At 59.9% G+C, this 21,376-nt stretch carries 18 protein-coding genes, 1 pseudogene and 1 riboswitch; of the genes and pseudogenes, 10 read left to right on the forward strand and 9 right to left on the reverse strand.

Translation table 11 applies throughout. The features are described from left to right. Window positions 1-109: 109 nt before the first annotated feature. Both GG26_RS08505 and GG26_RS08510 read left to right on the forward strand, forming a co-directional pair. Window positions 110-799 carry a V4R domain-containing protein gene (locus GG26_RS08505; RefSeq protein ID WP_414389962.1) on the forward strand — a complete coding sequence of 230 codons (690 nt, stop codon included), beginning with the start codon at window positions 110-112 and terminating at the stop codon, window positions 797-799. Window positions 800-1,109: 310 nt separating this feature from the next. Next, window positions 1,110-1,289 carry a hypothetical protein gene (locus tag GG26_RS08510; RefSeq protein ID WP_011429425.1) on the forward strand — a complete coding sequence of 60 codons (180 nt, stop codon included), beginning with the start codon at window positions 1,110-1,112 and terminating at the stop codon, window positions 1,287-1,289. A 194-nt stretch (window positions 1,290-1,483) separates the two neighbouring features. Here GG26_RS08510 and GG26_RS08515 read toward each other — a convergent pair whose 3' ends face one another. Then, window positions 1,484-3,064, reverse strand: a complete 1,581-nt coding sequence (locus tag GG26_RS08515) for an NAD(P)H-quinone oxidoreductase subunit 4 (RefSeq protein WP_414389965.1) — start codon at window positions 3,062-3,064, stop codon at window positions 1,484-1,486. A 192-nt stretch (window positions 3,065-3,256) separates the two neighbouring features. Then, window positions 3,257-4,258, reverse strand: coding sequence for a pyruvate dehydrogenase (acetyl-transferring) E1 component subunit alpha (gene pdhA / locus GG26_RS08520; RefSeq protein ID WP_414389967.1), 1,002 nt, complete (start codon window positions 4,256-4,258; stop codon window positions 3,257-3,259). 340 nt (window positions 4,259-4,598) lie between these two features. Here pdhA and GG26_RS08525 point away from each other — a divergent pair, with 340 nt between their 5' ends. Continuing rightward, window positions 4,599-5,411, forward strand: a complete 813-nt coding sequence (locus GG26_RS08525; protein ID WP_414389970.1) for a phosphatidate cytidylyltransferase — start codon at window positions 4,599-4,601, stop codon at window positions 5,409-5,411. A 60-nt stretch (window positions 5,412-5,471) separates the two neighbouring features. Here the strand turns inward: GG26_RS08525 and GG26_RS08530 are convergent, their stop codons facing one another. Further along, entirely contained in the window at window positions 5,472-5,723 is a 252-nt protein-coding gene (locus GG26_RS08530) for a hypothetical protein (protein WP_414389972.1), read from the reverse strand. Window positions 5,724-6,222: 499 nt separating this feature from the next. Here GG26_RS08530 and GG26_RS08535 point away from each other — a divergent pair, with 499 nt between their 5' ends. Together GG26_RS08535 and GG26_RS08540 are read left to right on the forward strand one after the other, a co-directional pair. Further along, window positions 6,223-8,961 carry a valine--tRNA ligase gene (locus GG26_RS08535; protein ID WP_414389975.1) on the forward strand — a complete coding sequence of 913 codons (2,739 nt, stop codon included), beginning with the start codon at window positions 6,223-6,225 and terminating at the stop codon, window positions 8,959-8,961. Between the two features lie 254 nt (window positions 8,962-9,215). Continuing rightward, complete coding sequence (locus GG26_RS08540; protein WP_011429415.1) at window positions 9,216-9,530, forward strand: RNA recognition motif domain-containing protein; 315 nt, start codon at window positions 9,216-9,218, stop codon at window positions 9,528-9,530. Window positions 9,531-9,621: 91 nt separating this feature from the next. Here the strand turns inward: GG26_RS08540 and cobN are convergent, their stop codons facing one another. From cobN to GG26_RS08565, 5 genes and pseudogenes are all read right to left on the reverse strand, one after another. Beyond that, window positions 9,622-11,826, reverse strand: a complete 2,205-nt coding sequence (gene cobN / locus GG26_RS08545; protein WP_414389979.1) for a cobaltochelatase subunit CobN — start codon at window positions 11,824-11,826, stop codon at window positions 9,622-9,624. A gap of 389 nt (window positions 11,827-12,215) precedes the next feature. Next, window positions 12,216-12,461 carry an SBBP repeat-containing protein gene (locus GG26_RS08550; protein WP_071813496.1) on the reverse strand — a complete coding sequence of 82 codons (246 nt, stop codon included), beginning with the start codon at window positions 12,459-12,461 and terminating at the stop codon, window positions 12,216-12,218. A gap of 12 nt (window positions 12,462-12,473) precedes the next feature. Next, window positions 12,474-12,765 (reverse strand): annotated as a pseudogene (locus tag GG26_RS08555) (IS630 family transposase); the annotation flags it as partial. Next, complete coding sequence (locus GG26_RS08560) at window positions 12,756-13,103, reverse strand: hypothetical protein (RefSeq protein ID WP_206336911.1); 348 nt, start codon at window positions 13,101-13,103, stop codon at window positions 12,756-12,758. The gene GG26_RS08560 and the pseudogene GG26_RS08555, both read right to left, overlap by 10 nt. A gap of 489 nt (window positions 13,104-13,592) precedes the next feature. Further along, window positions 13,593-14,126 (reverse strand): DUF4079 domain-containing protein, encoded by a 534-nt coding sequence (locus tag GG26_RS08565; RefSeq protein WP_414389981.1) that lies wholly within the window; start codon window positions 14,124-14,126, stop codon window positions 13,593-13,595. Between the two features lie 189 nt (window positions 14,127-14,315). On the opposite strand from GG26_RS08565, the gene GG26_RS08570 reads away from it, so the two are divergent. The 5 genes from GG26_RS08570 (at window position 14,316) to GG26_RS08590 (ending at window position 20,849) form a co-directional block, all read left to right on the forward strand. After that, on the forward strand, window positions 14,316-14,807 hold the full coding sequence (locus tag GG26_RS08570) for a phycobilisome linker polypeptide (protein WP_414389983.1): 492 nt from the start codon (window positions 14,316-14,318) through the stop codon (window positions 14,805-14,807). Window positions 14,808-14,995: 188 nt separating this feature from the next. Further along, window positions 14,996-17,359 (forward strand): polysaccharide deacetylase family protein, encoded by a 2,364-nt coding sequence (locus GG26_RS08575; protein WP_414389985.1) that lies wholly within the window; start codon window positions 14,996-14,998, stop codon window positions 17,357-17,359. A gap of 260 nt (window positions 17,360-17,619) precedes the next feature. Then, window positions 17,620-18,315, forward strand: coding sequence for a bifunctional phosphoribosyl-AMP cyclohydrolase/phosphoribosyl-ATP diphosphatase HisIE (hisIE, locus tag GG26_RS08580; RefSeq protein WP_414389988.1), 696 nt, complete (start codon window positions 17,620-17,622; stop codon window positions 18,313-18,315). A 40-nt stretch (window positions 18,316-18,355) separates the two neighbouring features. Continuing rightward, window positions 18,356-18,943: a DUF1997 domain-containing protein gene (locus GG26_RS08585; protein ID WP_414389990.1), complete on the forward strand. Its 588-nt coding sequence runs from the start codon at window positions 18,356-18,358 to the stop codon at window positions 18,941-18,943. 45 nt (window positions 18,944-18,988) lie between these two features. Beyond that, window positions 18,989-19,089, forward strand: a riboswitch (Fluoride riboswitch). A gap of 119 nt (window positions 19,090-19,208) precedes the next feature. Next, window positions 19,209-20,849, forward strand: coding sequence for a cation:proton antiporter (locus tag GG26_RS08590; protein ID WP_099812450.1), 1,641 nt, complete (start codon window positions 19,209-19,211; stop codon window positions 20,847-20,849). Between the two features lie 72 nt (window positions 20,850-20,921). Here GG26_RS08590 and GG26_RS08595 read toward each other — a convergent pair whose 3' ends face one another. After that, on the reverse strand, window positions 20,922-21,278 hold the full coding sequence (locus GG26_RS08595; RefSeq protein ID WP_049749708.1) for an IS200/IS605 family accessory protein TnpB-related protein: 357 nt from the start codon (window positions 21,276-21,278) through the stop codon (window positions 20,922-20,924). Window positions 21,279-21,376: the final 98 nt, after the last annotated feature.

A 21,376-nucleotide genomic window follows, 5' to 3' on the forward strand; every position in this document is an offset into this window, starting at 1 on the left:
AGCTTATACAGCTCACTCCTTAATCATTCATTCCCTCACGCCAAAAATTCCAGCCGCTCCCCAATCTATCCATCCCCGCCCTCTTGTCCACCTGACTGCGAGAATAGCCATGATCTCCCTGCAAGAGATTCTGCAAGACCAGATCTTGCCCGGACACTGCTTCAGCCCTGCCTACTACATCCGCCCCGACATCCACAGCGGCCTGCTCTACAGCCGGGGAGGATACCGCCTGGCGGCCTTTCCCATGCCCCTCTTGGAAGCCATCTACGCCGGCTTGCGCTACGAAACCGGCCAAGCCACCCGCGTCATCCTCTACAACTGTGGTCGCGAGTGGGGAGAGGCGTTTTTCCGCCGCATTGAAGACGAACTCTCCCGCTACTACCAACAGCCGTTGCAGGAATTGCCGATGGGGATCTTCCTCGATGCCCTCAGCGATCTCTGGGCCACCCACGGCTGGGGCCGCCTGGAGCTGGATTTTTCCGCCGCCGACCGCGGCCTGGTTCAAGCCAAGATCCGCAACTCCGGCTTTGCCCTGGCTGCTCGTGCCAGCCTTAGGCCGGAGGAACTGTCTGCGCGGCGGGAGCCGGCTGGCCATCTGGAGGCGGGCATGCTGGCCGGCCTCTTCTCCTTGCTCTCGGAACGGGATCTAGTCTGTGTGCAGACCACCTGCGAGTCCCTGGGGGCCGACCTCAACCGCTTCCTCATCGGCACCGCCCAGCGCCTGCACAATTGTGAAGAATGGGTGCGCAAAGGCCTCTCCCACGAGGAGATTTGGGATCGGCTGGCCGCCGGTTCCTAGGGAGGGATCCCTGCTGAAGACCCATGTTTCCAGGCTGGCAGAGAAGGAGAGAATTGAATTTTTCTGGGTCTTAAGACTTGTAAAGACAAAGACAAATCTCCCTGCTCAATCTTTCATCTTTTGCAAAGTTTTTTGGGCTCCTCGGCCAGTAGGTCCTCAACTGAGCAGCCGTCGAGATCCCAATTGCTAAGAAAGTTAGCTGTCCTTAGGGATCCCTGCGTAATATATTTTTTCACACGCTCCCCTACAAATTCGCCATCCTAAATATTAGCTATTCCAAGTCTTGAGCAGTTGCGAAGGGGGAGAGGCAATGAATGCTCAGCAACGGAGCCAAATCATCGCTTCGGAGTGGATGATCGACAGCCAAAATCCGGTTCATTCCATTTCCCGGCTGAAGCGGCGGGCAACTTACTCCGACGTTACCCTTTGGTGGCTGGTGGTGCAGCTCAATCTGAGCGAGCACAACTCCATTCATTCTGATCCTCGCTAGGATTGACAGCCCAAGGAGAGTCGGTTAGAAGGGAATTCCAGCCCAAAACATCCTCACTCACGAGTCCAACTCGAAAGTTAAAGCAAGCTAAAAAAACAAAAGAAGAGCTGAAACTTGAGGTAAGCAACTTCTCAAGCAACAGCTCTTCCGTTCAAGGCGAGACCAATAGAGAGAAGCGGGGATCCCGATGCTCCCTAATCTGTCGGGGGCAAAGCCGCCACCTGAGCCGGTTGCACCGGCAGGAGGGGCCGTTGCACAATTTCCGTCGGCAGGGCACTGCGCAACTGAGCAGCTACCGCCACCGTTGTAACGTCGTAGGTTTGGGTAGCCAGCCGCGGGTAGAGGCCAATGCCGAGAATCGGCAACAGCAGACAGAGAGCCACCGCCATTTCTCGCGGGCGCAGATCCCCCAGGTAGTCTTCCAACACCAAGCCGGGATCCTGAGCCCCATAGAACACCTGCCGCAGCATAGAGAGCAAGTAAATGGGCGTCAGAATAATGCCCACTGCCCCCAGCAGAGCAATTCCTGCCTTGAAGGTCGGCGCATAGGCATCGCTGGTGATCAAGCCCAAGAACACCGTCAGCTCGCCCACAAATCCGCTCATTCCGGGTAGCGCCAACGAGGCCAGGGATCCTGCTGTAAACAGGGCAAAGGCCTTCGGCATTTGCTTAGCCAACCCGCCCAACTTGTCGAGGGCAAGGGTGTGGGTGCGCTCGTAGGTGATCCCCGTCAGGAAGAACAAAACCGCAGCGATCAGACCGTGGGAGATCATCTGCAAGAGGGCGCCGTTGAGACCTAGCTCCGTAAAAGCGGCAATGCCGATCAAGACAAAGCCCATATGGGCAATGGAGGAATAGGCCAAGCGCCGCTTGAGGTAGTTTTGCCCCAGGGCGGCCAGGGCTCCGTAGACGATGTTCACTGCCCCCAGCACCGCCAGCACTGGCGCGAAGTACACATGCGCCTCCGACAAGATGCCCACGTTTAGGCGGATCAGGCCGTAGCCCCCCATCTTGAGCAGCACCCCGGCCAGGATCATGGAAATGGGCGCCGAGGCTTCGCTATGAGCATCCGGCAGCCAGGTGTGCAGCGGAAAGACCGGCAGCTTCACCCCAAAGGCAATTAGGAAAGCTGCATACGCCAAGATCTGGAGAGCCAGCGGATAGGACTTGGCCCCCAGCTCTGCCATCTCCAAGCTAAAGCCCTCGCTGCCAAAGGCCATCGCCAGGGATCCCACCAGAATGAAAATAGAGGCGGCAGCGGTGTAGAGGATAAACTTGGTGGCGGCGTACTGGCGCTGTGGCCCACCCCAGATGGCAATCAGGAGATAAACGGGCACCAGCTCGATCTCCCACATCAAGAAAAACAGGAGCAGATCCTGCGCCAAGAACACGCCCACCTGGGCGCCGTACATCAGCAGCAGCAGGAAGAAAAACAAACGCGGCTTGTGGGTGAGATTCCAAGCCGCCACGATCGCCAAAGTCGTAATCAAGCCCGACAGCAGCACCAGCGGGAAGGAGAGGCCATCCACCGCCAGCGACCAGTGGAACCCAATCTGGGGAACCCAGGCGTAGCGCTCCGCCAGTTGCAGCGAAAAATCCCGCAGGTCGTAGTGCCACCCAAAGATGTAGGCCATCAGGCCCAAATCCAAAGCCCCCACGGCAAGGGCATACCAACGCGCCCAGCGGCTCTGGGGAAGCAGGGGGATCCCAAAGGCACCCAGCAGTGGGAGCAGCACCAGGGCCGACAGCCAAGGAAACTCAAGAGGACTGCTCATGATTGAGAATAGGTACCTATACTCAACATCTCAATGATATGAAGCTATGTAAACAAATGGAAAGCGACCTTTACAAAAAAATCTGCGCAAGAGCGCAGACCTGGACAAGGTTTCTCTGATGGTAAGCATCAAGGCTTGGCAAGAGGGCGGCAATGGCGGCCCGAGGGCAAGCTGCACTGCCCCGATGCCTAGCTACTCATCTTCGGCAAAAACAAAGCGGTGCAACTCGTCCAGCGTGGGCTCTGGGCTTTCCAGGGCAAAAAGGACTGCGTCTTCCACTACGGCGCTCACTTTCTCGTGAATGGCCTGGAAGTCCGCCTCAGTCATCAAGTTGTGTTCCAAGGCGTAGCGCTCCAGGCGTTTGATGGGATCCCGCTGCCGCCAAAATTCCTTTTCTTCGGGGCTGCGCAGCTCGTCAGGGTCGGCCAAAGAGTGGCCGCGGAAGCGATAGGTGAGGCACTCCAGCAAGGTGGGGCCTTCCCCGGCGCGGGCACGGGCAATGGCCTGCTGGGCTGCCTCCCGCACCGCCAGCACGTCCATACCGTCTACTTGGTAGCCGGGCATGCCAAAGGCGGGGCCCTTGAGGTAGATGTCGGTTACCGAGGTGGCCCGTTTGTGGGCCATGCCAATGGCCCAGAAGTTGTTTTCCACTACGTAGACGATGGGCAACTTCCAGAGGGCGGCCATGTTGAGGCATTCATAGAACTGGCCGTTGTTGCAGGCTCCATCCCCAAAAAAGCAGACGGTCACCTGGTCGGTGCCGCGGTACTTGGCCGAAAACGCTGCTCCCGTCGCCACCGGGATCCCTTCGGCCACAAAGGCATAGCCCCCCAAAAAGTTGTGCTCTGCCGAAAACAGGTGCATCGAGCCGCCGCGGCCCTTGCTGCAGCCGGTAGCCTTGCCAAAGAGCTCCGCCATCACTGCTCGTGGGGGAATCCCGGTGCTAAGGGCATGCACGTGATCCCGGTAGGTGCTGCAGACGTAGTCGGTGGGCTTGAGCGCCTTGATCACCCCCGTGGAGACGGCTTCCTGCCCGTTGTACAGGTGCACAAAGCCGAACATCTTGCCCTTGTAGTACATTTCGGCGCACTTGTCCTCAAACAGGCGGCCCAGCACCATGTCTTCATAGAGAAGACGAGCCTCTTCGGCAGAAATGCGAGCAGTCGTGGAGCGCGAAGTGAGTTCTTGAACCATGCTGCAGTGCAACGAATTAGGAGTATCTCAGGCGGTCAGCTGTGAGCTTTGCAGTTTGCCCATTATCTCATGCTCGAGTCTCACCTGCTGGAGTCTGCCTGCCACCTTCTCGGAAATCCCATCCTGCAGAGCCAAGAGCGGTTGTCCTGAGGCCAAGGGAGTTAAACTGAAAGGCTAGGGCAAGAGGCGTTTCCATTGCAGCAGCCGCATCAAGACTTCGTCCCGCAGACGCGAATCTTGAACACCAGAGGGGGGGTTTCTTCTGCTCTCGGCTTGGACGTCGATCTGCTGGAGCCGGGGGCAAGAGGCATTTGGCCAGCCAACGTGACGGGGTGCGCCCATGGGAGCCCGTTGGGTTAGCGGTTTTGCGGCGGTGTTGTTTGCGTTGGCGGTCACCCTGCTAGGGGGCTGGTATTTTACTGCAGCCATTGGGCTAATCATTTTTTTGGCCCAGTTGGAGTTTTTTCGCTTGGTGCAAGCCAAAGGCAATGCGCCGGCCATGCGCACCACCATGTTTTCCAGCCAGGTGCTGGTTGTTTTACAGCAGGTCAAACCGGAATGGACGAGCCCTGCTTTTATTGTGGCGGGATCCATCATCTGTTTTTATTTGCTCTTTAAGCCCAAGGTGGCCACCATTGCCGATATTGCCACCTCAATTTTGGGACTGTTTTACTGTGCTCTGCTGCCCAGTTTTTGGATTCGGGTCAGGGCTTTGTCTTTATCCAAGGGCATTGGCGAAGGGCTATGGATTACGCTGTTGGCCATTGGCTGCGTGATCGCCGCAGATGTAGGGGCCTACCTGTGTGGTCGGGCCTTTGGGCGCACCAAGCTCTCCATCCTCAGCCCGAAAAAGACGGTGGAAGGGGCGGTAGCCGGGATTGCCGCCAGCATGACCCTTGCGGTGGTTGGAGCCTATTACCTGGGCTGGCCGTGGAGCTGGTTGAGTGGGGGCATTCTGGGGTTTTTGATTGGGTTAACCAGCCTGCTGGGAGATCTCACAGAATCTCTGATGAAACGGGATGCAGGGGTGAAAGATTCCGGGGATCTCATTCCCGGCCACGGTGGCATCTTGGATCGGGGAGACAGCTATGTGTTCACCGCGCCACTGGTGTTTTACTTCATGGAATGGCTCAACGCTTACTCTGGGCTCTAGAGCCATCTCGTAAGCCTGCCAAAACCCAAGAACGCACACCAGTTACAAGTGGAGGAGTCCTCAATTCAAAATGGCTTGGCACTGGGGAGCCTCTAAAGACTCGTCCGGCAAAATGAGGTACCCTGGAGGCGCAGTCACAGGCACGAACCCCTCCAAGTTCAACTCGGTTTCGTCGTAAACCACCAGTTGGCTGATACTGAAAGTGTGATGTTTGTCTACCTCTACCTCGAGAATGCGGGCTTTTCGCTGGATAATCTGGGGGGTTTCTACTTCTAGTTCAGAAGGGGCCAGAGGGCGCTCTAGGCCAAACACGAACTCTCCACTTCGACCGACGAGAATTGCCTCCAGGCTACCGGGCTTTCCTGCACCTACAAAGCAAAAAGAGTAGTCAGAGTGCGGGGTAAAATACAGGCCTATCAGGGGTAGTGAAGGCGGCCAGGATTGTTCATCCGGATGAAGGCGAGCACTGAAGCAAGCTTCATAACCTGCCAGAGAGCCTGGTTCAAAAGGCTCCCCACGACAAAGTAGGATGTCTCTCTCTGATCTCTTCCAGTCCTGTTGCGCCAAGGCAGGGATCCCAGGGGATAGAGCCATCAGAGCCATCAGGACCGTTGCCGTCAATGATCTGGACATAACGCCGTACCCAAAGCTGAGGATGGTAGTACCCTAGCTCGAAATCCCTCTCTAGCCGTGTGATCGGGGTCAAGACCGATGGGCCACTCTACCCCGAAGGGCAAAGGGTTGAACTGCTACTCTATAAAATGATTCATCAAAGTGATTCATCCTTCTCAGCCGTTGGCCTATTCTCCCCATGACTGCTGCAATTTCCTCTGTCAACCTGCCCAGCCAGTACAACCCCTTTGAGACCGAGCCGAAGTGGCAGCGCTTTTGGGAGGAAAAGGGGTTTTACGTAGCGGATCCCAAGGCGCCGGGAGAAGCCTTCAGCATGGTGCTGCCCCCGCCCAATGTCACCGGCAGCCTACACATGGGCCATGCCTTTGCCTTTACCCTGCCCGATGTGGTGGTGCGCTACAAGCGCATGCGCGGCTACAACGTCCTCTGGCTGCCGGGCACGGATCATGCCAGCATTGCCGTGCACACCATCCTGGAAAACCAACTGCGCCAGGAGGGCAAGAGCCGCTTTGAGCTGGGCCGCGAGGCTTTTCTGGAGCGGGCCTGGGCCTGGAAGGAGCAATCCCAGGGCACCATCAAAAGCCAACTGCGGCGGCTGGGCCTGTCGCTGGACTGGACGCGGGATCGCTTTACCCTCGACGAGGGCCTGAGCCGGGCAGTTACGGAAGCCTTTGTCCGCCTCTACGAAGCAGGGCTGATCTATCGGGGCGAGTATTTGGTCAACTGGTGTCCGGCCACCCAGTCAGCAGTCTCCGACATCGAGGTGGACAACAAAGAGGTCAAGGGCCACCTCTGGCATTTCCGCTACCCCTTGGCCGCCGATCCCGGCCAGTACCTGGTGGTGGCCACCACCCGCCCGGAGACGATGCTGGGGGATACAGCCGTGGCGGTCCACCCCCAAGACGAGCGCTACCGCCATCTCATCGGCCAGTTTGTGCGGCTGCCCATCAAGGATCGCCTTATCCCCATCATTGCCGACGAGTATGTGGATCCCACCTTTGGGTCTGGCTGCGTCAAGGTCACCCCGGCCCACGACCCCAACGACTTTGAGATGGGCCGGCGCCACCAGTTGCCCTTGATCAACATTCTCAACAAGGACGGCACCCTCAACGAGAACGGGGATCCCTTCACCGGCCTGGATCGCTTTGTGGCCCGCGAGAAGGTGGTGCAGTGGTTTGCTGAGCACGGCCTGCTGGAGAAGGTGGAGGAGTACACCCACAGCGTGCCCTACAGCGACCGCGGGGGTGTGCCCATTGAGCCGCTGCTCTCCATTCAGTGGTTTTGCGATGTTTCCGGGATGGCGGCCCGCTGCTTGCAGGAGGAGCGGGAACACCACAACCCCCGCTTTATTCCGGAGCGCTGGACCAAGGTTTACACGGGCTGGCTGGAGAAGCTGCGCCCCTGGTGTATCTCGCGGCAACTGTGGTGGGGGCACCAGATCCCGGCCTGGTATCCGGTCATCGACGGCCAGCTCCCTGAGGATCCGCAGGCTTTTGTGGTGGCCCGCAACGCCGAAGAGGCGTGGGCCAAGGCGCGGGAGAAGTTCGGCCCCGACGTGGAGCGGCTGGAGCGGGATCCCGATGTGTTGGACACCTGGTTTAGCTCGGCGCTGTGGCCTTTTTCCACGCTGGGCTGGCCGGAGGAGACGGAGGACTTCAAGCGCTACTACCCCACCTCCCTGATGTCTACGGGCTTCGACATCATCTTCTTCTGGGTGGCCCGTATGGCCATGATGGGAGTGCAGTTTACCGGCCAGATCCCCTTCAAAGATGTCTACATCAACGGCCTGGTGCGGGACGAGCACGGGGCGAAAATGTCCAAGTCCAAGGGCAACGGCATCGATCCCATCGAGCTTTTGGACAAGTACGGCACCGACGCCCTGCGCTACGCTTTGGTTAAAGAAGTGGTGGGGGCCGGCCAGGATATCCGCCTGGCCTACGACCGCAAGACTGGCGAGAGCGCCAGCGTCGAGGCGGCCCGCAACTTTGCCAACAAGATCTGGAACGCCTCCCGCTTTGTGCTGCTGAACCTAGAGGGGCAAACCCCCGCCCAACTGGGATCCCCTGTCCCGGAAGCGCTGGAGCTGGCCGATCGCTGGATCCTGTCGCGGCTGCACTCCACGGCCACCCAGGTTATTGAAGAGCTAGAAGCCTACGGCCTGGGCGAGGGGGCGCGGCTTCTGTATTCCCTAATTTGGGACGACTTTTGTGACTGGTACATCGAGCTGGCTAAACCTCGGCTGCGGGGAGAAGACCTCGCTTCCAAGCGCACGGCACAGCAGGTGTTGGCCAGCGTGCTGGAGACCATCCTCCGGCTGCTGCACCCCTGGATGCCCCATATCACCGAAGAAGTCTGGCAGCTCCTCACCCAGGCCAACCAAGCCACCTCCATCTCCGTCCAGCCCTATCCCACCCCCGACCCCAGCTGGGTTAACCCGCAACTGGAGCGGGAGTTTGGCCTGGTGATCCAGACCATCAGCAGCCTGCGCAACCTGCGGGCAGAGGCTGGCCTTAAGCCGCATCAGACCATCGCCGCCTTTCTGGTTACCGCCGATCCGGACGAGCAGCGGATCCTCACCACCGCCCAGGCCTACATCCGCGAGCTGGCCAAGGTGGAGTCCTTAGAAATCACGGGATCCCTGGCCAGGGATCCCAAGCAGGTGGCGGCTGCCGTAGTGGGCACAGTGCAGGTGCTGGTGCCCCTGGCAGGGCTGGTGGATGTGGAGGCGCTGCGGGCCAAGGTGCAAAAAGATCTGGCCAAGCTGGAAAAAGAAGCCCAAGGGATCCGCGCCCGCCTGGAGAACCCCAATTTCCTCAGCCGGGCCAACCCCGAAGTGGTGCAGGCCAGCCGCGAGCAACTGGCGGAGCTGGAGGCCCAGATGCAGCTTTTGCAAGCCCGCATGGAAAAGTTGGGCTAGAGCAGTGGGGAGCGCTCTCCTTGGCGGCTCTTGCCCTGGGCAGCCGACTTTCGTAGCCTCGAGCTTAATGGCACCGGCTATTTTTGCGAAATTGCAGTGGCCATTCCCCATCTCTGTGTTACGATAAGGCTTAGCTCGAGATAAATGTCGGTTGTAGCGTTCGGTTCTTCCGGTCTGGACGGGTTTTCACGTTTTGTATTGGCAGACGGCTCTCCGAATATCTCGCTTGTTCCTCTCTCTTTCGGAGATCGTCGATGTCGATTTATGTAGGTAACCTTTCCTTTAAGGTGACGGAAGCGGAGTTGACCGCTGTGTTTGCCGAGTACGGTTCTGTGAAGCGGGTGCAGATCCCCACCGACCGCGAGACGGGCCGCATCCGCGGCTTTGGGTTTGTGGAAATGAGCTCTGAGGCCGAAGAGCAGGCTGCCATTGCCGCTCTGGATGGCGCGGAATGGATGGGCCGCGACCTCAAGGTCAACAAGGCTCGCCCGCGGGAAGAACGCCCCACCTCCGGTTTCCGCTCTGGTAACGGCGGCGAGCGGCGGCGCAACTTCCAATCTCGCTATTAACTCGCTATTAAAACGTCAACCCCTCACCCCCGGCCCCTCTCCCAGAGGGAGAGGGGGGTTGGGGATCGAGACAACGAGCCTTTTCTTGCAACTAAGCCGGCGGTTTGTCCGGCCAGGGCTCTGTCAGGTCAACGGCTAGGGGATCCCAGTCCCATCCCCAATCGCGGGCAATGGCCTGGGTGAGGCCCAACTGGCCAGCGCCCGGGTAGCGGGCCAGGGCCAACAGGAGATCCACCAGTTGCTCGCCAGTGGGGGTGCGGCCAAAAATGTGCAGCCCATCCCGGATCTGGGATTCTTTGAGCTCGCAGAGGTAGCCATCGAGGCGGCCCCAGTCTTCCTCTTTCTCCAGGTTGAACTGCCAGTCCAGCTGCTCTCGGCGAACCAGCTCTTGGATCTGGGCGCGAATCAGGGGGCAGCGGCCCGGATCCATCTGCTGGGCCTCGTAGTACTCGTCCATCAGCCGCTCCAACTCTGCCAAGGGGCCGTAGAGCTCGGCGCGGGTCAGGGGCGGGGTGAGGTGGTCGAGGATCACCGCTTGGGCCCGCCGCTTGGCCTGGGATCCTTCGCCGGGGTCGTTGACGATGAAAGGATAGAAGTGGGGCAGAGGCCCTAGGGCAATTTCTGGGTAGCAGGTGGCGGAAAGGGCGGATCCCTTGCCGGGCAGCCACTCCAGGTTGCCGTGCTTGCCCACATGCACCACCGCGTGGACGCCGAACACCTGGCGCAGCCACAGGTAAAAGGCCAGGTACTCGTGGGGTGGCACCAGATCCGGAGCGTGGTAGTTCAAAGAGGGATCCCGGTCGTAGCCCCGCGGCGGCTGGATCCCGACAAAAACGTGCTCCAACTGCAGGCCGACAATGGGGATGTCGTGGGCAGGCGGATCCCCCCACTGCCGCAGCAGATCGCCTTGGACAGCGGCAGGCAACTGGGCAAACCACTCCCGATAGAGGGCAGCCGGCAGCACCTGCCGCGCCGGGCGTAGGGATCCCAGCGGATCATAGGTTTGGCCCTGGGTTAGCCAGCGGATGAGCTCATCTCCGCTCTGGGGCAGTGGACAGGCGCGGTAGCCGGCTTGCGCCAGGGCTTTGAGGATCTCGACGCAGCTTGCCGGTGTATCCAACCCTACCCCATTGGCCAGCCGCCCATCCCGGCTGGGGTAGTTGGCCAAAATCAAGGCCAGACGGCGCTGCTCGGCAGGGGTGCGCCGCAGCTTTACCCAGTTGGCCGCCAGCTCGGCCACAAACGCCACCCGATCCGGCACGGCCTCATAGGCCATGATCTCCGTCTGCAGGTGGGGATCCCACTGTTGAACCGTCTTGAACGAGATGGCCCGGCTGAGGATGCGCCCGTCCACCTCTGGCAGCACCACGTTCATGGCCAGATCCCGCGCCCCCAAGCCTCGCGTGGCGTTCTCCCAGCGCTCCCGCGACCCGCTGCTCAAGACCACCTGCACAACCGGCACATCCAGCTCCTGCCAAAGGCGAACATCGGGCTGCTCGCTCTCCAGCCGAGCGAGGGAAAAACTGGTGGTGTTCAACAAAAGTTCAATTTGGCCGCCGAAGTGCTCCCGCATGGCCTGGGGCAAGTCCGGCTCCTGCAGGCTGTAGGTATAAAGACACAGCGGCTGCAACCCCCGCTCCTGCAGGGCTTCGGCCAGGGCATCTATGGGCTGCGTATTCCCCGCCAAAACATGGGCCCGGTAGAGCAGGATCCCCACCTTGGGGGCGTGGGGATCCCTGGGCAGGGGGGGATGGTAGATCCCCAGGCGGGGCAGCACCTGCGGCTCCGGCACGGCGTACTCCTGCCCCAGGAACTCCCTGGCCAAGAGTTTCAAGCAGGCCGCCACATTGGCCGCCCCCCCTTCCAGCCAGTACTGCCACACCCGGTCTGCCACCGCTAGGGGCACGGTGGAGTGGCTGACCAAATCCCAGTCGGGGCGGTCATCCCCAGGGATCACAATCAGGGTGGATCCCGCTGCTGCCGCTACCTCTTTGGCCACCTCCAGGCCATAGCTCCAGTAGGCCCTTCCCCCCAAAAGGCGAAGGAGCACCACCTGGGCCCACCGCAACACTTTCTCGGCGTAGTCGTCGATGCTCAGGGGCTGTTGCAACTGCAGCAAATTGGCCGCCCGCACCGCTGGAAAATCAGCCGGCAGCAGCCGCATCGCCGCGCTCAAGGCCGTCAGATCCGTGTCGGCTGCCGACAGGACAACGATGGGGGCCGGATCCTGCTCCAGGAAAACGACCCCGCCTTGCGAAGGATCCCATCCCCCTGGCAAAGCGGCTATCCGATGCATAGAGCCAGCGCCAAGCGCTCCGCCAGTAACTTCTCCTCAGCGTACACCTCAGCTTAGCGACCGTACTTAAGCACAAAAGCAGCCTGCCCGCCGGCGCTGGTCTGGCCGGGGAAAGTTCCCTGGTTGACACTCCCACCCAGGGGATTCTTACGCAGCCCAAAATGGACTCGCGAAGGCGCTGTCAAGACGCCCCTAGACAGTCCTTTGAGGCATAACCTCAAAGTTCTGCTTACTTCGGACTTAAGTTCCTCCAGGTTAGTTATTGCCGCGCGGGTTTTGCACCGCAGTAGGTTGTTTTCCTGGAGAAGCTCTGTACTAACTATAACAAAGAAGCAACTAAAGTTGCTCAAGGGCTTTTCCGCCCCGCACTCAAGTACGGGGCTACCAAGCTATCCTCTTGTGTACTTGCGCAAGAAAACATCGCTGCTCCCCGCCGAGCTTTGGCCAAAAAAGTTTCCCTCGGTTACCCCTGCCACCCAAACATTTCCCTGGGCATCAATCGCGATGGCGCGGGCTTCGTCAGAGGAAGGGGTGCCCAACTGGCGCAGCCAAGGGCCGCGACCACACCCAAAACCTAAGCCGACACAAGCTAAGCCGCCCAGAACTGCTCTAGCCAGTGCCTGTCTCCTGCTCATAGGCCCTCTTTTCCGAGCTACTCCCCGTTTCATTCCCTCCCACACCCCTGTCTGGTCGAGGGCAATCAAATCCTCCGCTGGAATATCCCTGACTTCTTGACTATAAGCTAGTCGTTCTCTTTGCACCTCTTCTTCTTGGTCTCTCGCACTGCGGTAAGTCTTTTTTTAGAGTCATTCCTTGCTTTTTCAAGAGATTGTGTATCGTGACGGTACTCACATCAATCGCTAAGCCCTCCCGCAAGAGTTCTTGATACTGCCACAGGTAGAAGTCTGGTTGTTCCGCAATAATTGCCATCACTTTCTTGAGAATCTTCCCTCAAAGCGATCCCCGCCCGGAAGGGCTAGGAAGAGCTGAAAATCCTCTTCCCTACCATTGTGGGAGGTAGCTGTCATTAGCAAGAAATGGCGCGTTAGCTGGGAGAGCAACTTACCTAGCTTATAGCGCTTGGTTTCCTTGACTTCTCCGCCGAAAAAAGAGGCCGAGAGCTTGTGAGCCTCATTGACAGCAATCAAATCCCAATCTGTTGCCTTCAGCTTTTCTTGCAGCGCCTCATCTCGGCTCAGTTTATCCAGCCGGGCAATCAGCAAAGGGATCTCTTGAAACAAATTTCCCGTTCGCGCAGCTTCAATCCGCTGCAGCACTAGGCTGCCAGGACAGACAATGAGACAACGGTGCAGATTGCCGCGAATCAAGAGCCCCGCCATAACTCTCTTGCCGGCGCCGGGATCTTCAGCCAGCAAAAAGCGCAGCGGCTGCCGCGTCAGCATTTTTTCATAGACGGCGCTAATCTGGTAGGGCAGAGGTTCCGCCAGGGAGGTATGAACTGGAAGTAGGGGATTGAAAAGTGGGCTAGACGAATTCGTTAGGCTTCGGAAACCAGCGGGAACAGAGCCTCATCTCCCTTGAAGTTCCAGAAAAATCCCTCGGCTACAACTTCTGGGGCCGTCTCTTTGTCCCGAAACACTCCCCCGACTAAAGTCGGGGGATTCCTACGCAGTCCACAAGCGGACTCATCAAGTCGTTGTCAAGACGCCCCTACACAGTTCTCTAGGGCAAAGCCCTAAGGTTCTGCTTACTTCGCTGAGCAACGCCCCCACCCCAGGCACTGGAAGGAAGAAAGCCGGGATCGCCTACAGAGATAGGCCCAGCTTCAGTCCCAGCAAAGCATGGGCGAAGAGCACGCAGAGGATGAGGCTGCCTAAGTAGGCATGGGTGGTGCGCAGGGCCTCGCGGTTGCCCCCAAAGCCACTTAGGGACAGGGCACCGTTGGCTGCCAACAGCAGCAACACCAGGGATCCCGTCCAAAAATGGGGGCTGCTCAGCAGGGGCTGGCCCTGCATGACCAAGGAGAGAAGGCCGCCGGTGTAGCCTAGGGCAATGAAGGTGGCCATCCAAGGGGCCAGCTTGCGGTGATCCCAAAGCGGCTTTTGGGCCGATTCCGGCAGGGATCCCTCGGCTGCTAGGCGCAAGACCCGCCCCCGCCAGCCGGTCAGGCCGACAAAGCTGCCCATGACCACTACCACAATGCCCATCATCAAAGGATGTCCCCATTGCACGATTGGCTGGGGCAGGTTGAAGCCGGCAAAAAACTGGGCCACCGGCTGCAAGGCAGCCGTCAACCTCTCCGAAGTTGCCGACAGATCGGACAGAGCCACACTCAGCATAGGGATCCCTCCACCTTCGGGACAACTACAACTTCTTAACAAATCTACAACAAACCCACTTTCGATGACAGATGCCGGCGGGAAGCTTCAGGGGGTGCAGCCGCAACGGTAAAATGTCTAGCGGTGAAGCCGTGGTCGGCCACAGATCTTCGGCTGCCGCCTGCTGATGAGCAAAACGGAGTTATTCACATGGCCAAGTTGTTGTTGGGGGATCAGTCCTTTGAAGTTGAGCTGCTGACGGATGTGCCCACCAATTGGCCTGGAATTAAAATCATGTCCAAGGGCGCCAAACTGGATATCCCAGCAGGAACAGTGGTGAGGGTGGAGTCGGAAGATGACCATGTAACCGGCTCTTACAAGGTGGTTTATCGTCTGGCTCCCGCCTATCCTCGCAGTTGGCGGCTGCTTCTGGAGCGGGAGAGTGCCGCTGCACCGCAAGCGGAAGCGGCTCCAGCGACCAAACCTGCTCAGGTTGCCCCTTCGGCAGCCTCGTCCCTGCCCAACAGCGGCAAGATCTTCACCATCAAGGTAGCCGGTCTGGTGGGAGGGGGCGTGCGCAAAAGCGTTGTCGAGTACAAAGTGCCCTTCAGCCGCCTTTCTCAAGAAGTAAAGCGGATTACCCAAAGGGGGGGCAAGATCGTCAGCATTACGGAGTCCAATTTGTTGAGCAACCTCGACTAACTTGCCTGGAAGGCATCTGGGGCGGTGGGCTTTGGCTCTGCTGCCACTTCTATGGGCTGGGGTGCTACCTGGGCGAGGAAAGGGATCCCTGGGCGTTTTGGAGGGAACCACGGGCAAGGGCTTCCCTATCCCCAACCAGGAGATGGGGGTGGTAGGCTGACGTTGGTTTTGCCGGTGAGGAGGAGGACATGACGTCTCGACAGCCGCCGACGCGCCGGGGCGGCCATCCAGTTCCTAGGGCAAAAAGGGGATCCCCCTTCCTGGGCCGAAGTCTTTCTAGCTCTGCGCAGCGACCGCCAACCCAGTTGCGCTTCCGGCTGCTCCGCTTCTTGGCTTTGTTGACCACAGTGCTGGGATTTGGGACGGGAGCCCTGGTGGCCTGGGCCACTGCCCATCCTGGTTGGGTGAGCCGCCTGTCGGGGCTGCTGCCACCCCCAGCCGAGTTGCCAGCGCCTCGGGCCGAGGCCAAGGCAGCCCGACAGCGCCCGCCCCTCCCCCAACAGCCGCAACTGCAGCGGGATCCCTTTGCGTTGGATCCCTTGGCCAGCCTCTCCTACGTGCCCGCCATCATGTATCACGATGTGGTGGCCGGCCGCAAAGAGGTTTGGTTTGACACCACGGCGGCGGAGCTGCGACAGCACTTTGAAGCCATCAAGCAGGCGGGGCTGATTCCCATCCACATCGACCAGCTTTACAAACACCTGCGAGATGGGGATCCCTTGCCGGAAAAGGCCATTTTGCTCACCTTTGACGACGCCTACCTTGGGCTTTACGAAAACGCCTACCCGCTTTTGAAGGAGTACAACTACCCCGCCACCTACTTTGTGCAGACCGGCTTTGTCGGCGTGCCCACCAGCAAAGATCACTTCACCTGGGATCAGATGCGGGAGATGGATGCCAGCGGGTTGATCGACTTTGCTGCCCACACCGTCAACCATCCCCCTGACCTACGGGTGCTAGACGATGCCCGCCTGCGGCGAGAGGTGTTTGACTGCAAGACCAAGCTGGAAGAGGAGCTGGGCCACCCCATCCACTACTTCGCCTATCCGGAAGGCAATCGGGACGAGCGGGTAAAGCAATACCTGGCCGAGGCGGGTTACTGGATGGCCTTTACGATGGATCCCGGCTTTACGGGACAGTCGCCCAACTTGCTGGAGGTACGGCGCTTTAACCAGTTTCGCATCACCGAGGCCATCATCGGCGCCCGCACCTTCACCCTCAGCCGCAGCCCCGACTACTGGCTGGATGTGACTCAGCCCCTGGCCCCGACCGATGAGGTCATTGACGGGGTGAGGATCCTCACCATCCGCGGCGGACGGGCAGCCACGGTGCACGCGGAGCGGCGCTACGAGGTGAGAACCTTGGCCCAGCGCTACCAGGCCGATGCCGGCATCAACGGCAGCTTCTTCTCCATTCCTTGGATCAACTCCGCCAGCAACGTCATGGTGGGACCGGTGATGGCCGCCAACCACAAGACGTTCATCCCCGGTCGCCCCGAAGACGACAAGGTGGTGCGCGGTCGCCCCCTGGTGCTGCTGGGCAGGGATCGGCTGCGCTTTGTGCCTTTTGATCCCGACACGATGACTCAGCTCGACAACCTTCGCCAGCTCATGCCGGATGTCACGGACCTGTTTGTGGCGGGCTTGTGGCTGGTCAAGGATGGCCGGGCCCTTTCGCCAGCGGAGATTGACTCGTTTCGCCTCTCTAGCGCCGCCGAGTTCCGACCCCGCGCCTTTTTTGGGGTGGACGACCAGGATCAGGTGGTAATCGGAGTTACCAAAACCCACGTCAACGCCGCCATCCTGGCTAGCCTATTGCCCAAAATCGGGATCCGCGAGGCGGTGCTGCTGGACTCTGGCTTTAGCACTTCGTTGGTTTACCGAGGAGAAATTCTGGCCACTGGCCATGCCGGCCCCAACCAGCCCAGCCGCCCGGTGCCCCATGCCATTTTGCTCTACGACCTAACCCGTTTGTGGAGGGAGGATCCCCAGCAGCAGGCAAGCGCCAACTCTCCCGGCAGCCGGCTGGAGGGGCTGGTGCAGTTGCTCCCCAGCGGCGACCAGGAAGTGGCCAAGGCGCAGCTGGAGAGCATCCTGGCCGGCCAGCGCACCCTCAAGCGGGGGGAGCGGGGCCCGGCCGTGGTGGCGGTGCAACTGGGCTTAAGCCGCCTGGCCGCTCAGCAGGGACGGCTGGATCTGCTCCCCTCTGGCCCCGATGGGGTGTATGGCAATGAGGTGGCCCAGGCAGTGGCAGAGTTGCTGTTGACCGATCGCGTCAGCGGGACGGAGTCCTTAGCTGGGGGCGGTGAGACGGGATCCCCGCAAACAACCCCCACTCCCCTGGTGGCGGGAACGGCAACCCTGTCCCGATCGCGTCCGTGGGACGGAGTCCTTAGGGTGGATGCCATCGATGCTCAACTGCTGCAACGCTTACTGGAGCGGGTTAATCTCGCCCCAGCCTCTGTGTTGGTGGATACCCGTCTGGAGCGGCCAACTTGGCCTCTGGAGCGCAAGCCGACCCGGAAGCTGCTGCCGAGAGCGGCTCTGGATTGACATACTCCCCACAGCCATAGCTGCAAAGAGTTGGTGAGCGCAGCGATTTAACCTCAAGCTGAGGCCAAAGCCAGGCTAGGCCCCCCTGGTTTGCAGGGTGAAGTTTCTCCCGGCAGAAGCCAGGCTGGTCGCGACTGTTGCGCGTGAAAGTGGCCGAGCGGGGTTGGGATCTGGGGGGAGTGAGAGATATCCTTTCTGGGGCGAGTTCTGCTATCCTGCTTTCAGGAATCTTTAACCTTTCTGATTTTCTGCCGCCTTTGATGGTTGTTGCTTCGGCCTCTCTTGCTTCAGCAAATCTGCCCCGCACTCTTCTGCCGGCGGAGATCGCCCATCTAGACAACCTCAGCTACAACGAACAGGGTTTGATCCCGGCCATCGTGCAGGACTACCTGGATGGGACGGTGCTGATGGTGGCCTGGATGAACCGGGAGTCCCTGCAGAAAACTTTGGAAACGGGCCGCACCTGGTTCTGGAGCCGCTCCCGCCAGGCGCTGTGGCCCAAGGGGGAAACTTCTGGCCACGTGCAGTGGGTCAAGCAAATCCGCTACGACTGCGACAGCGACGCGCTGGTTATCTTGGTGGAGCAGGTGGGAGAGGCGGCCTGCCACACAGGGGCGCGAAGCTGCTTCTTCCGCACTCTCCCCGAGAAGGAAGGGGATCCCATGCCGGCCGCCGATACCCTGTCGCAGGTGTTTGCCGTGGTCAAGGCCCGCCAGGCGGATCCCCGGCCCGATTCCTACACCAGCAGCCTGCTGGCCAAGGGAGACAACGCCATCCTGAAAAAACTCGGCGAGGAGACGGCTGAAGTGGTGATGGCGGCAAAAGAGGGAGACAAGGCAGCCCTGGCCCGCGAGGTGGCGGATCTCTGGTACCACTGCCTCGTGGCTCTTGCTCATCATCAGGTGGATATTCGGGATGTCTATCGCCAGCTCCAAGCCCGCCGTTCCCCTCAGTGAAGGTGCTCTGTCCAAGGGAGGGGAGCCGCTTTTGGAGGAGATGGATCAGCCCCCAGCTAAGACCCCCTTGGAGTTGCAGGCCGGGCGACGGGGCCAGGTGGATCTGGAAACCGATCGGGAGACGTTGGCCCGTTACCTGCGCGGCCATGGCCAGTGGATCCAGCGCTGCTTCCAGCCGTTGCGAGTGGAGCCCCTCTCTGCTGAAACCTACAGGCTGCAGTTCTTCCGCATGGGCGGCCTAGGGTTTGAGCTGGAGCCCAGCTTTGGGGTGAAGATCTGGCCAGAGGAAGATTACCTGTTTCGGCTGACTTCCATTGAGCTGCCGGGGGATGCCGCCCTGCCCTACTGGGTGGATTGTCGGGCCAGCTTCCGGCTGGAAGAACTACCGGGATCCCTGGCCACCACCCGCGTCCACTGGGATCTCCAGCTGAATATCCGGCTGCATTTGCCCAAGTTTTTGCAGGTTCTGCCGCGCAAGTTGGTTCAGAAAGTGGGCAGCCAGGTGGTGCAGCAGGTTACCCGCGGCCTCAGCGATCGCTTTACCCACAATGTCTGCAGCGATTTCTATGGCTCCATTGGCCGTTCCCATCACCCCTATCGCTTGGTTGCGGTGGAAGATGGGGCGTGATATGGTAAGGGGCACATGTGTTGCGGGCAGGCTGCTTGGTCCTTCCCGGCAACGGGCGATGGGGTTCGCCGCAACCGCCTCAGGCAGATCCTAGGGATAAAGTTTCTCTAAGACTTAGAGCTGGGGCTGATGACTCCTACTCTTCTGGGCAGATCCAGGGGGTGGGAGTCTTTGATGTTGAGTTCTCACCCCGCAGAAACGCGAACGGCTTTTTCTCCCTGGGCTGCCCTTCAACACGCGGACGGCGAGGAGAGAGGTTTTGTTGATGCTGGGCAGTTGGCTGTGGATCTTGGGGATGGGCTTTTTTGTCGGCCAGATCCTGGGCCGGCTGGGAATGCCGCCGCTAGTGGGGATGATCCTGGTCGGGATCCTGTTGCAAGAGGTCTTGTCCCCAGAGCTGTTGGCGGCAGCCGGGGATCTGCGCTTGGTGGCCGTCACGATTATCCTGATGAAGGCCGGGCTGGGGCTGGATCGGGAAAAGCTGGCCCAGCAGGGATCCGTGGCGCTGCGGCTGGGGTTTTTGCCGGCAGCCTGTGAGGCGCTGGCGGTGGCGCTCTTGAGCCGCTGGATCCTGGGGTTGGACTGGGCGACGGGGCTGCTTTTGGGCTGTGTAATCGGGGCGGAGTCGCCAGCGGTGATCGTGCCGGGGATGTTGCGCCTCAAGAGCTTGGGCTGGGGGGTGGCCAAAGGGATCCCGGACGCCATTTTGACCGGCAGCGCCCTTTCCGACGTGCTGCTGCTGTTGGGCTTTAGCCTGTTGCTGAGCTTTTTGGGGCAGGGATCTCCAGAGGGCCTTCGCCTGTTCGGCCTGGAGCTGTCGCCGCTGCAGTGGCTGCCGTTCCAGGTGGGGATGGAGATCCTGCTGGGGGTGGCCATCGGCTACCTGGGGGCGCGGCTTTTGGTGGCGCTCCTGGTGCAGCAGAACTGGACGCGCAACAGCACGCAAGAGGTGTTGCTGGCAGCCTGCCTGGCGCTGGGCCTGGTGTTGGCGTCGCAGGTGTGGCCCTATTTTTCCGGCTACCCGGCGGTGATGGCCCTGGGGTTTTTTCTCGTCCAACTGGATGGGCCGCTGGCGCGGCGGCTGCGGCTTGGGTTCGACGCCCTCTGGACGGTGGCGGAGATCGTGCTGTTTGTCCTGCTGGGGGCCTCTTTGGATCTGCAGGTACTGGGATCCCTGCTCTTGCCCGGCTTGCTGCTTTTGACCCTGAGCCTGCTGTTGGGCCGGGGCCTGGGCTGGTGGCTTTCCACGGTAGGGAGCAACTGGAACTGGCGGGAGCGGCTCTTTTTGCTGCCGGGCAACATGGCCAAGGCCACGGTGCAGGCGGCCATCGGCGGCATCCCCTTGGCCCAAGGGATCCCTGGCGGAGAGACCATCCTGGCCATAGCGGCCTTGTCGATTCTGGCCACAGCACCCCTAGGGGCTTGGCTGACCCAGGTCTTTGCCCCTCGCCTGCTGGAAAAAGGGGAGGTGGATCCCACCAAGGTGGGCAGCCAGGGCAAGGTGAGCTTCTTGGCAGCCGTCGATACTTCTCCCTTGGCCGAGGCAGTGCTGCGCAAGGCAGCGGATCTGGCGCGGCGGCTGGACGGGGAAGTGATTGTGCTCCATGTTACCGACGAGCCGCAGGGGAAGAGAGTAGAACAGTTGCGGCAGCTGGCCCAGCGCCTCTTGGCCGACATTCGCCACGAATTTTGCCTGGCCTCCGGGCCTTTGGCAGAGACCATCGTGGGCCTAGCCCAGGAGCGTCAGGTTACCGATATAGTCATGGGCAAGCGGGGCCAGCGCGGCTGGGAGCAAGTATTGCTGGGATCCACTTCGCAAGCGGTGTTGGAGACCAGCCCCATCCCGGTGATTTTGGTGGAAGAAGAGGAGTTCGGGAAAGCCAGAATTGACACTCCCACCGCCTAAAGGCGGGGGATTCTTACGCAGTCCACAAAAGAACCCGTAACGGCGTTGTCAAAGCGCCTCTAGACAGTTCCTTCACGCAAAGCCCCAAGGTTCTGCTGACTTTCTTAAGTAGGTTGGTGGCAGCATTCGCCTCAGCCTAGAGGGTCTCCACCCGTCGGGTTTTTCACCATAATTAGGTAGCTCATCTCCATCTAGGAAGCTTGCCTGCGAGCTGTACGCCTCCTCTACCTCAATAAACTCCATGCCATAATGCTGACATAATTGCGCAATACGCTCCTTGAACCGACCTGTTGGAATGAAAACAAAGTTTTGGTTAAAGCCGCATTCTTGTTTTTGTTCTTTGTTCCAACCAAAGACGATTCTCCCAATTGAGTGGTGTAAACAGAAGTCAATGACCTTGCGCGCAGCTTTGTGGATTGCATCCCGCATCCGCCGGTTTCTTTTTTCCGTAATTCGACCAAGCTTTTGCAATCAAAACCCCGGCAGCTTGTGAGTCTTGAGCCTAGCCAGCTCCTTGTTGTACCCCT

The sequence above is a fragment of the Synechococcus sp. 'PEA 65AY6A-5F PE A' genome, from assembly GCF_047462575.1.
Lineage (GTDB): Bacteria > Cyanobacteriota > Cyanobacteriia > Thermostichales > Thermostichaceae > Thermostichus.

Coding starts and splice junctions, on each gene's coding strand:
- hisIE (WP_414389988.1), top strand. CDS start 17,620: ATGGTTGTTGCTTCGGCCTCTCTTGCTTCAGCAAATCTGCCCCGCACT.
- GG26_RS08590 (WP_099812450.1), top strand. CDS start 19,209: ATGCTGGGCAGTTGGCTGTGGATCTTGGGGATGGGCTTTTTTGTCGGC.
- GG26_RS08575 (WP_414389985.1), top strand. CDS start 14,996: ATGACGTCTCGACAGCCGCCGACGCGCCGGGGCGGCCATCCAGTTCCT.
- GG26_RS08540 (WP_011429415.1), top strand. CDS start 9,216: ATGTCGATTTATGTAGGTAACCTTTCCTTTAAGGTGACGGAAGCGGAG.
- GG26_RS08570 (WP_414389983.1), top strand. CDS start 14,316: ATGGCCAAGTTGTTGTTGGGGGATCAGTCCTTTGAAGTTGAGCTGCTG.
- GG26_RS08565 (WP_414389981.1), bottom strand. CDS start 14,126: ATGCTGAGTGTGGCTCTGTCCGATCTGTCGGCAACTTCGGAGAGGTTG.
- GG26_RS08515 (WP_414389965.1), bottom strand. CDS start 3,064: ATGAGCAGTCCTCTTGAGTTTCCTTGGCTGTCGGCCCTGGTGCTGCTC.
- GG26_RS08550 (WP_071813496.1), bottom strand. CDS start 12,461: ATGAGCAGGAGACAGGCACTGGCTAGAGCAGTTCTGGGCGGCTTAGCT.
- GG26_RS08510 (WP_011429425.1), top strand. CDS start 1,110: ATGAATGCTCAGCAACGGAGCCAAATCATCGCTTCGGAGTGGATGATC.
- GG26_RS08505 (WP_414389962.1), top strand. CDS start 110: ATGATCTCCCTGCAAGAGATTCTGCAAGACCAGATCTTGCCCGGACAC.
- GG26_RS08535 (WP_414389975.1), top strand. CDS start 6,223: ATGACTGCTGCAATTTCCTCTGTCAACCTGCCCAGCCAGTACAACCCC.
- GG26_RS08585 (WP_414389990.1), top strand. CDS start 18,356: ATGGATCAGCCCCCAGCTAAGACCCCCTTGGAGTTGCAGGCCGGGCGA.
- pdhA (WP_414389967.1), bottom strand. CDS start 4,258: ATGGTTCAAGAACTCACTTCGCGCTCCACGACTGCTCGCATTTCTGCC.
- GG26_RS08525 (WP_414389970.1), top strand. CDS start 4,599: ATGGGAGCCCGTTGGGTTAGCGGTTTTGCGGCGGTGTTGTTTGCGTTG.
- cobN (WP_414389979.1), bottom strand. CDS start 11,826: ATGCATCGGATAGCCGCTTTGCCAGGGGGATGGGATCCTTCGCAAGGC.
- GG26_RS08595 (WP_049749708.1), bottom strand. CDS start 21,278: ATGCGGGATGCAATCCACAAAGCTGCGCGCAAGGTCATTGACTTCTGT.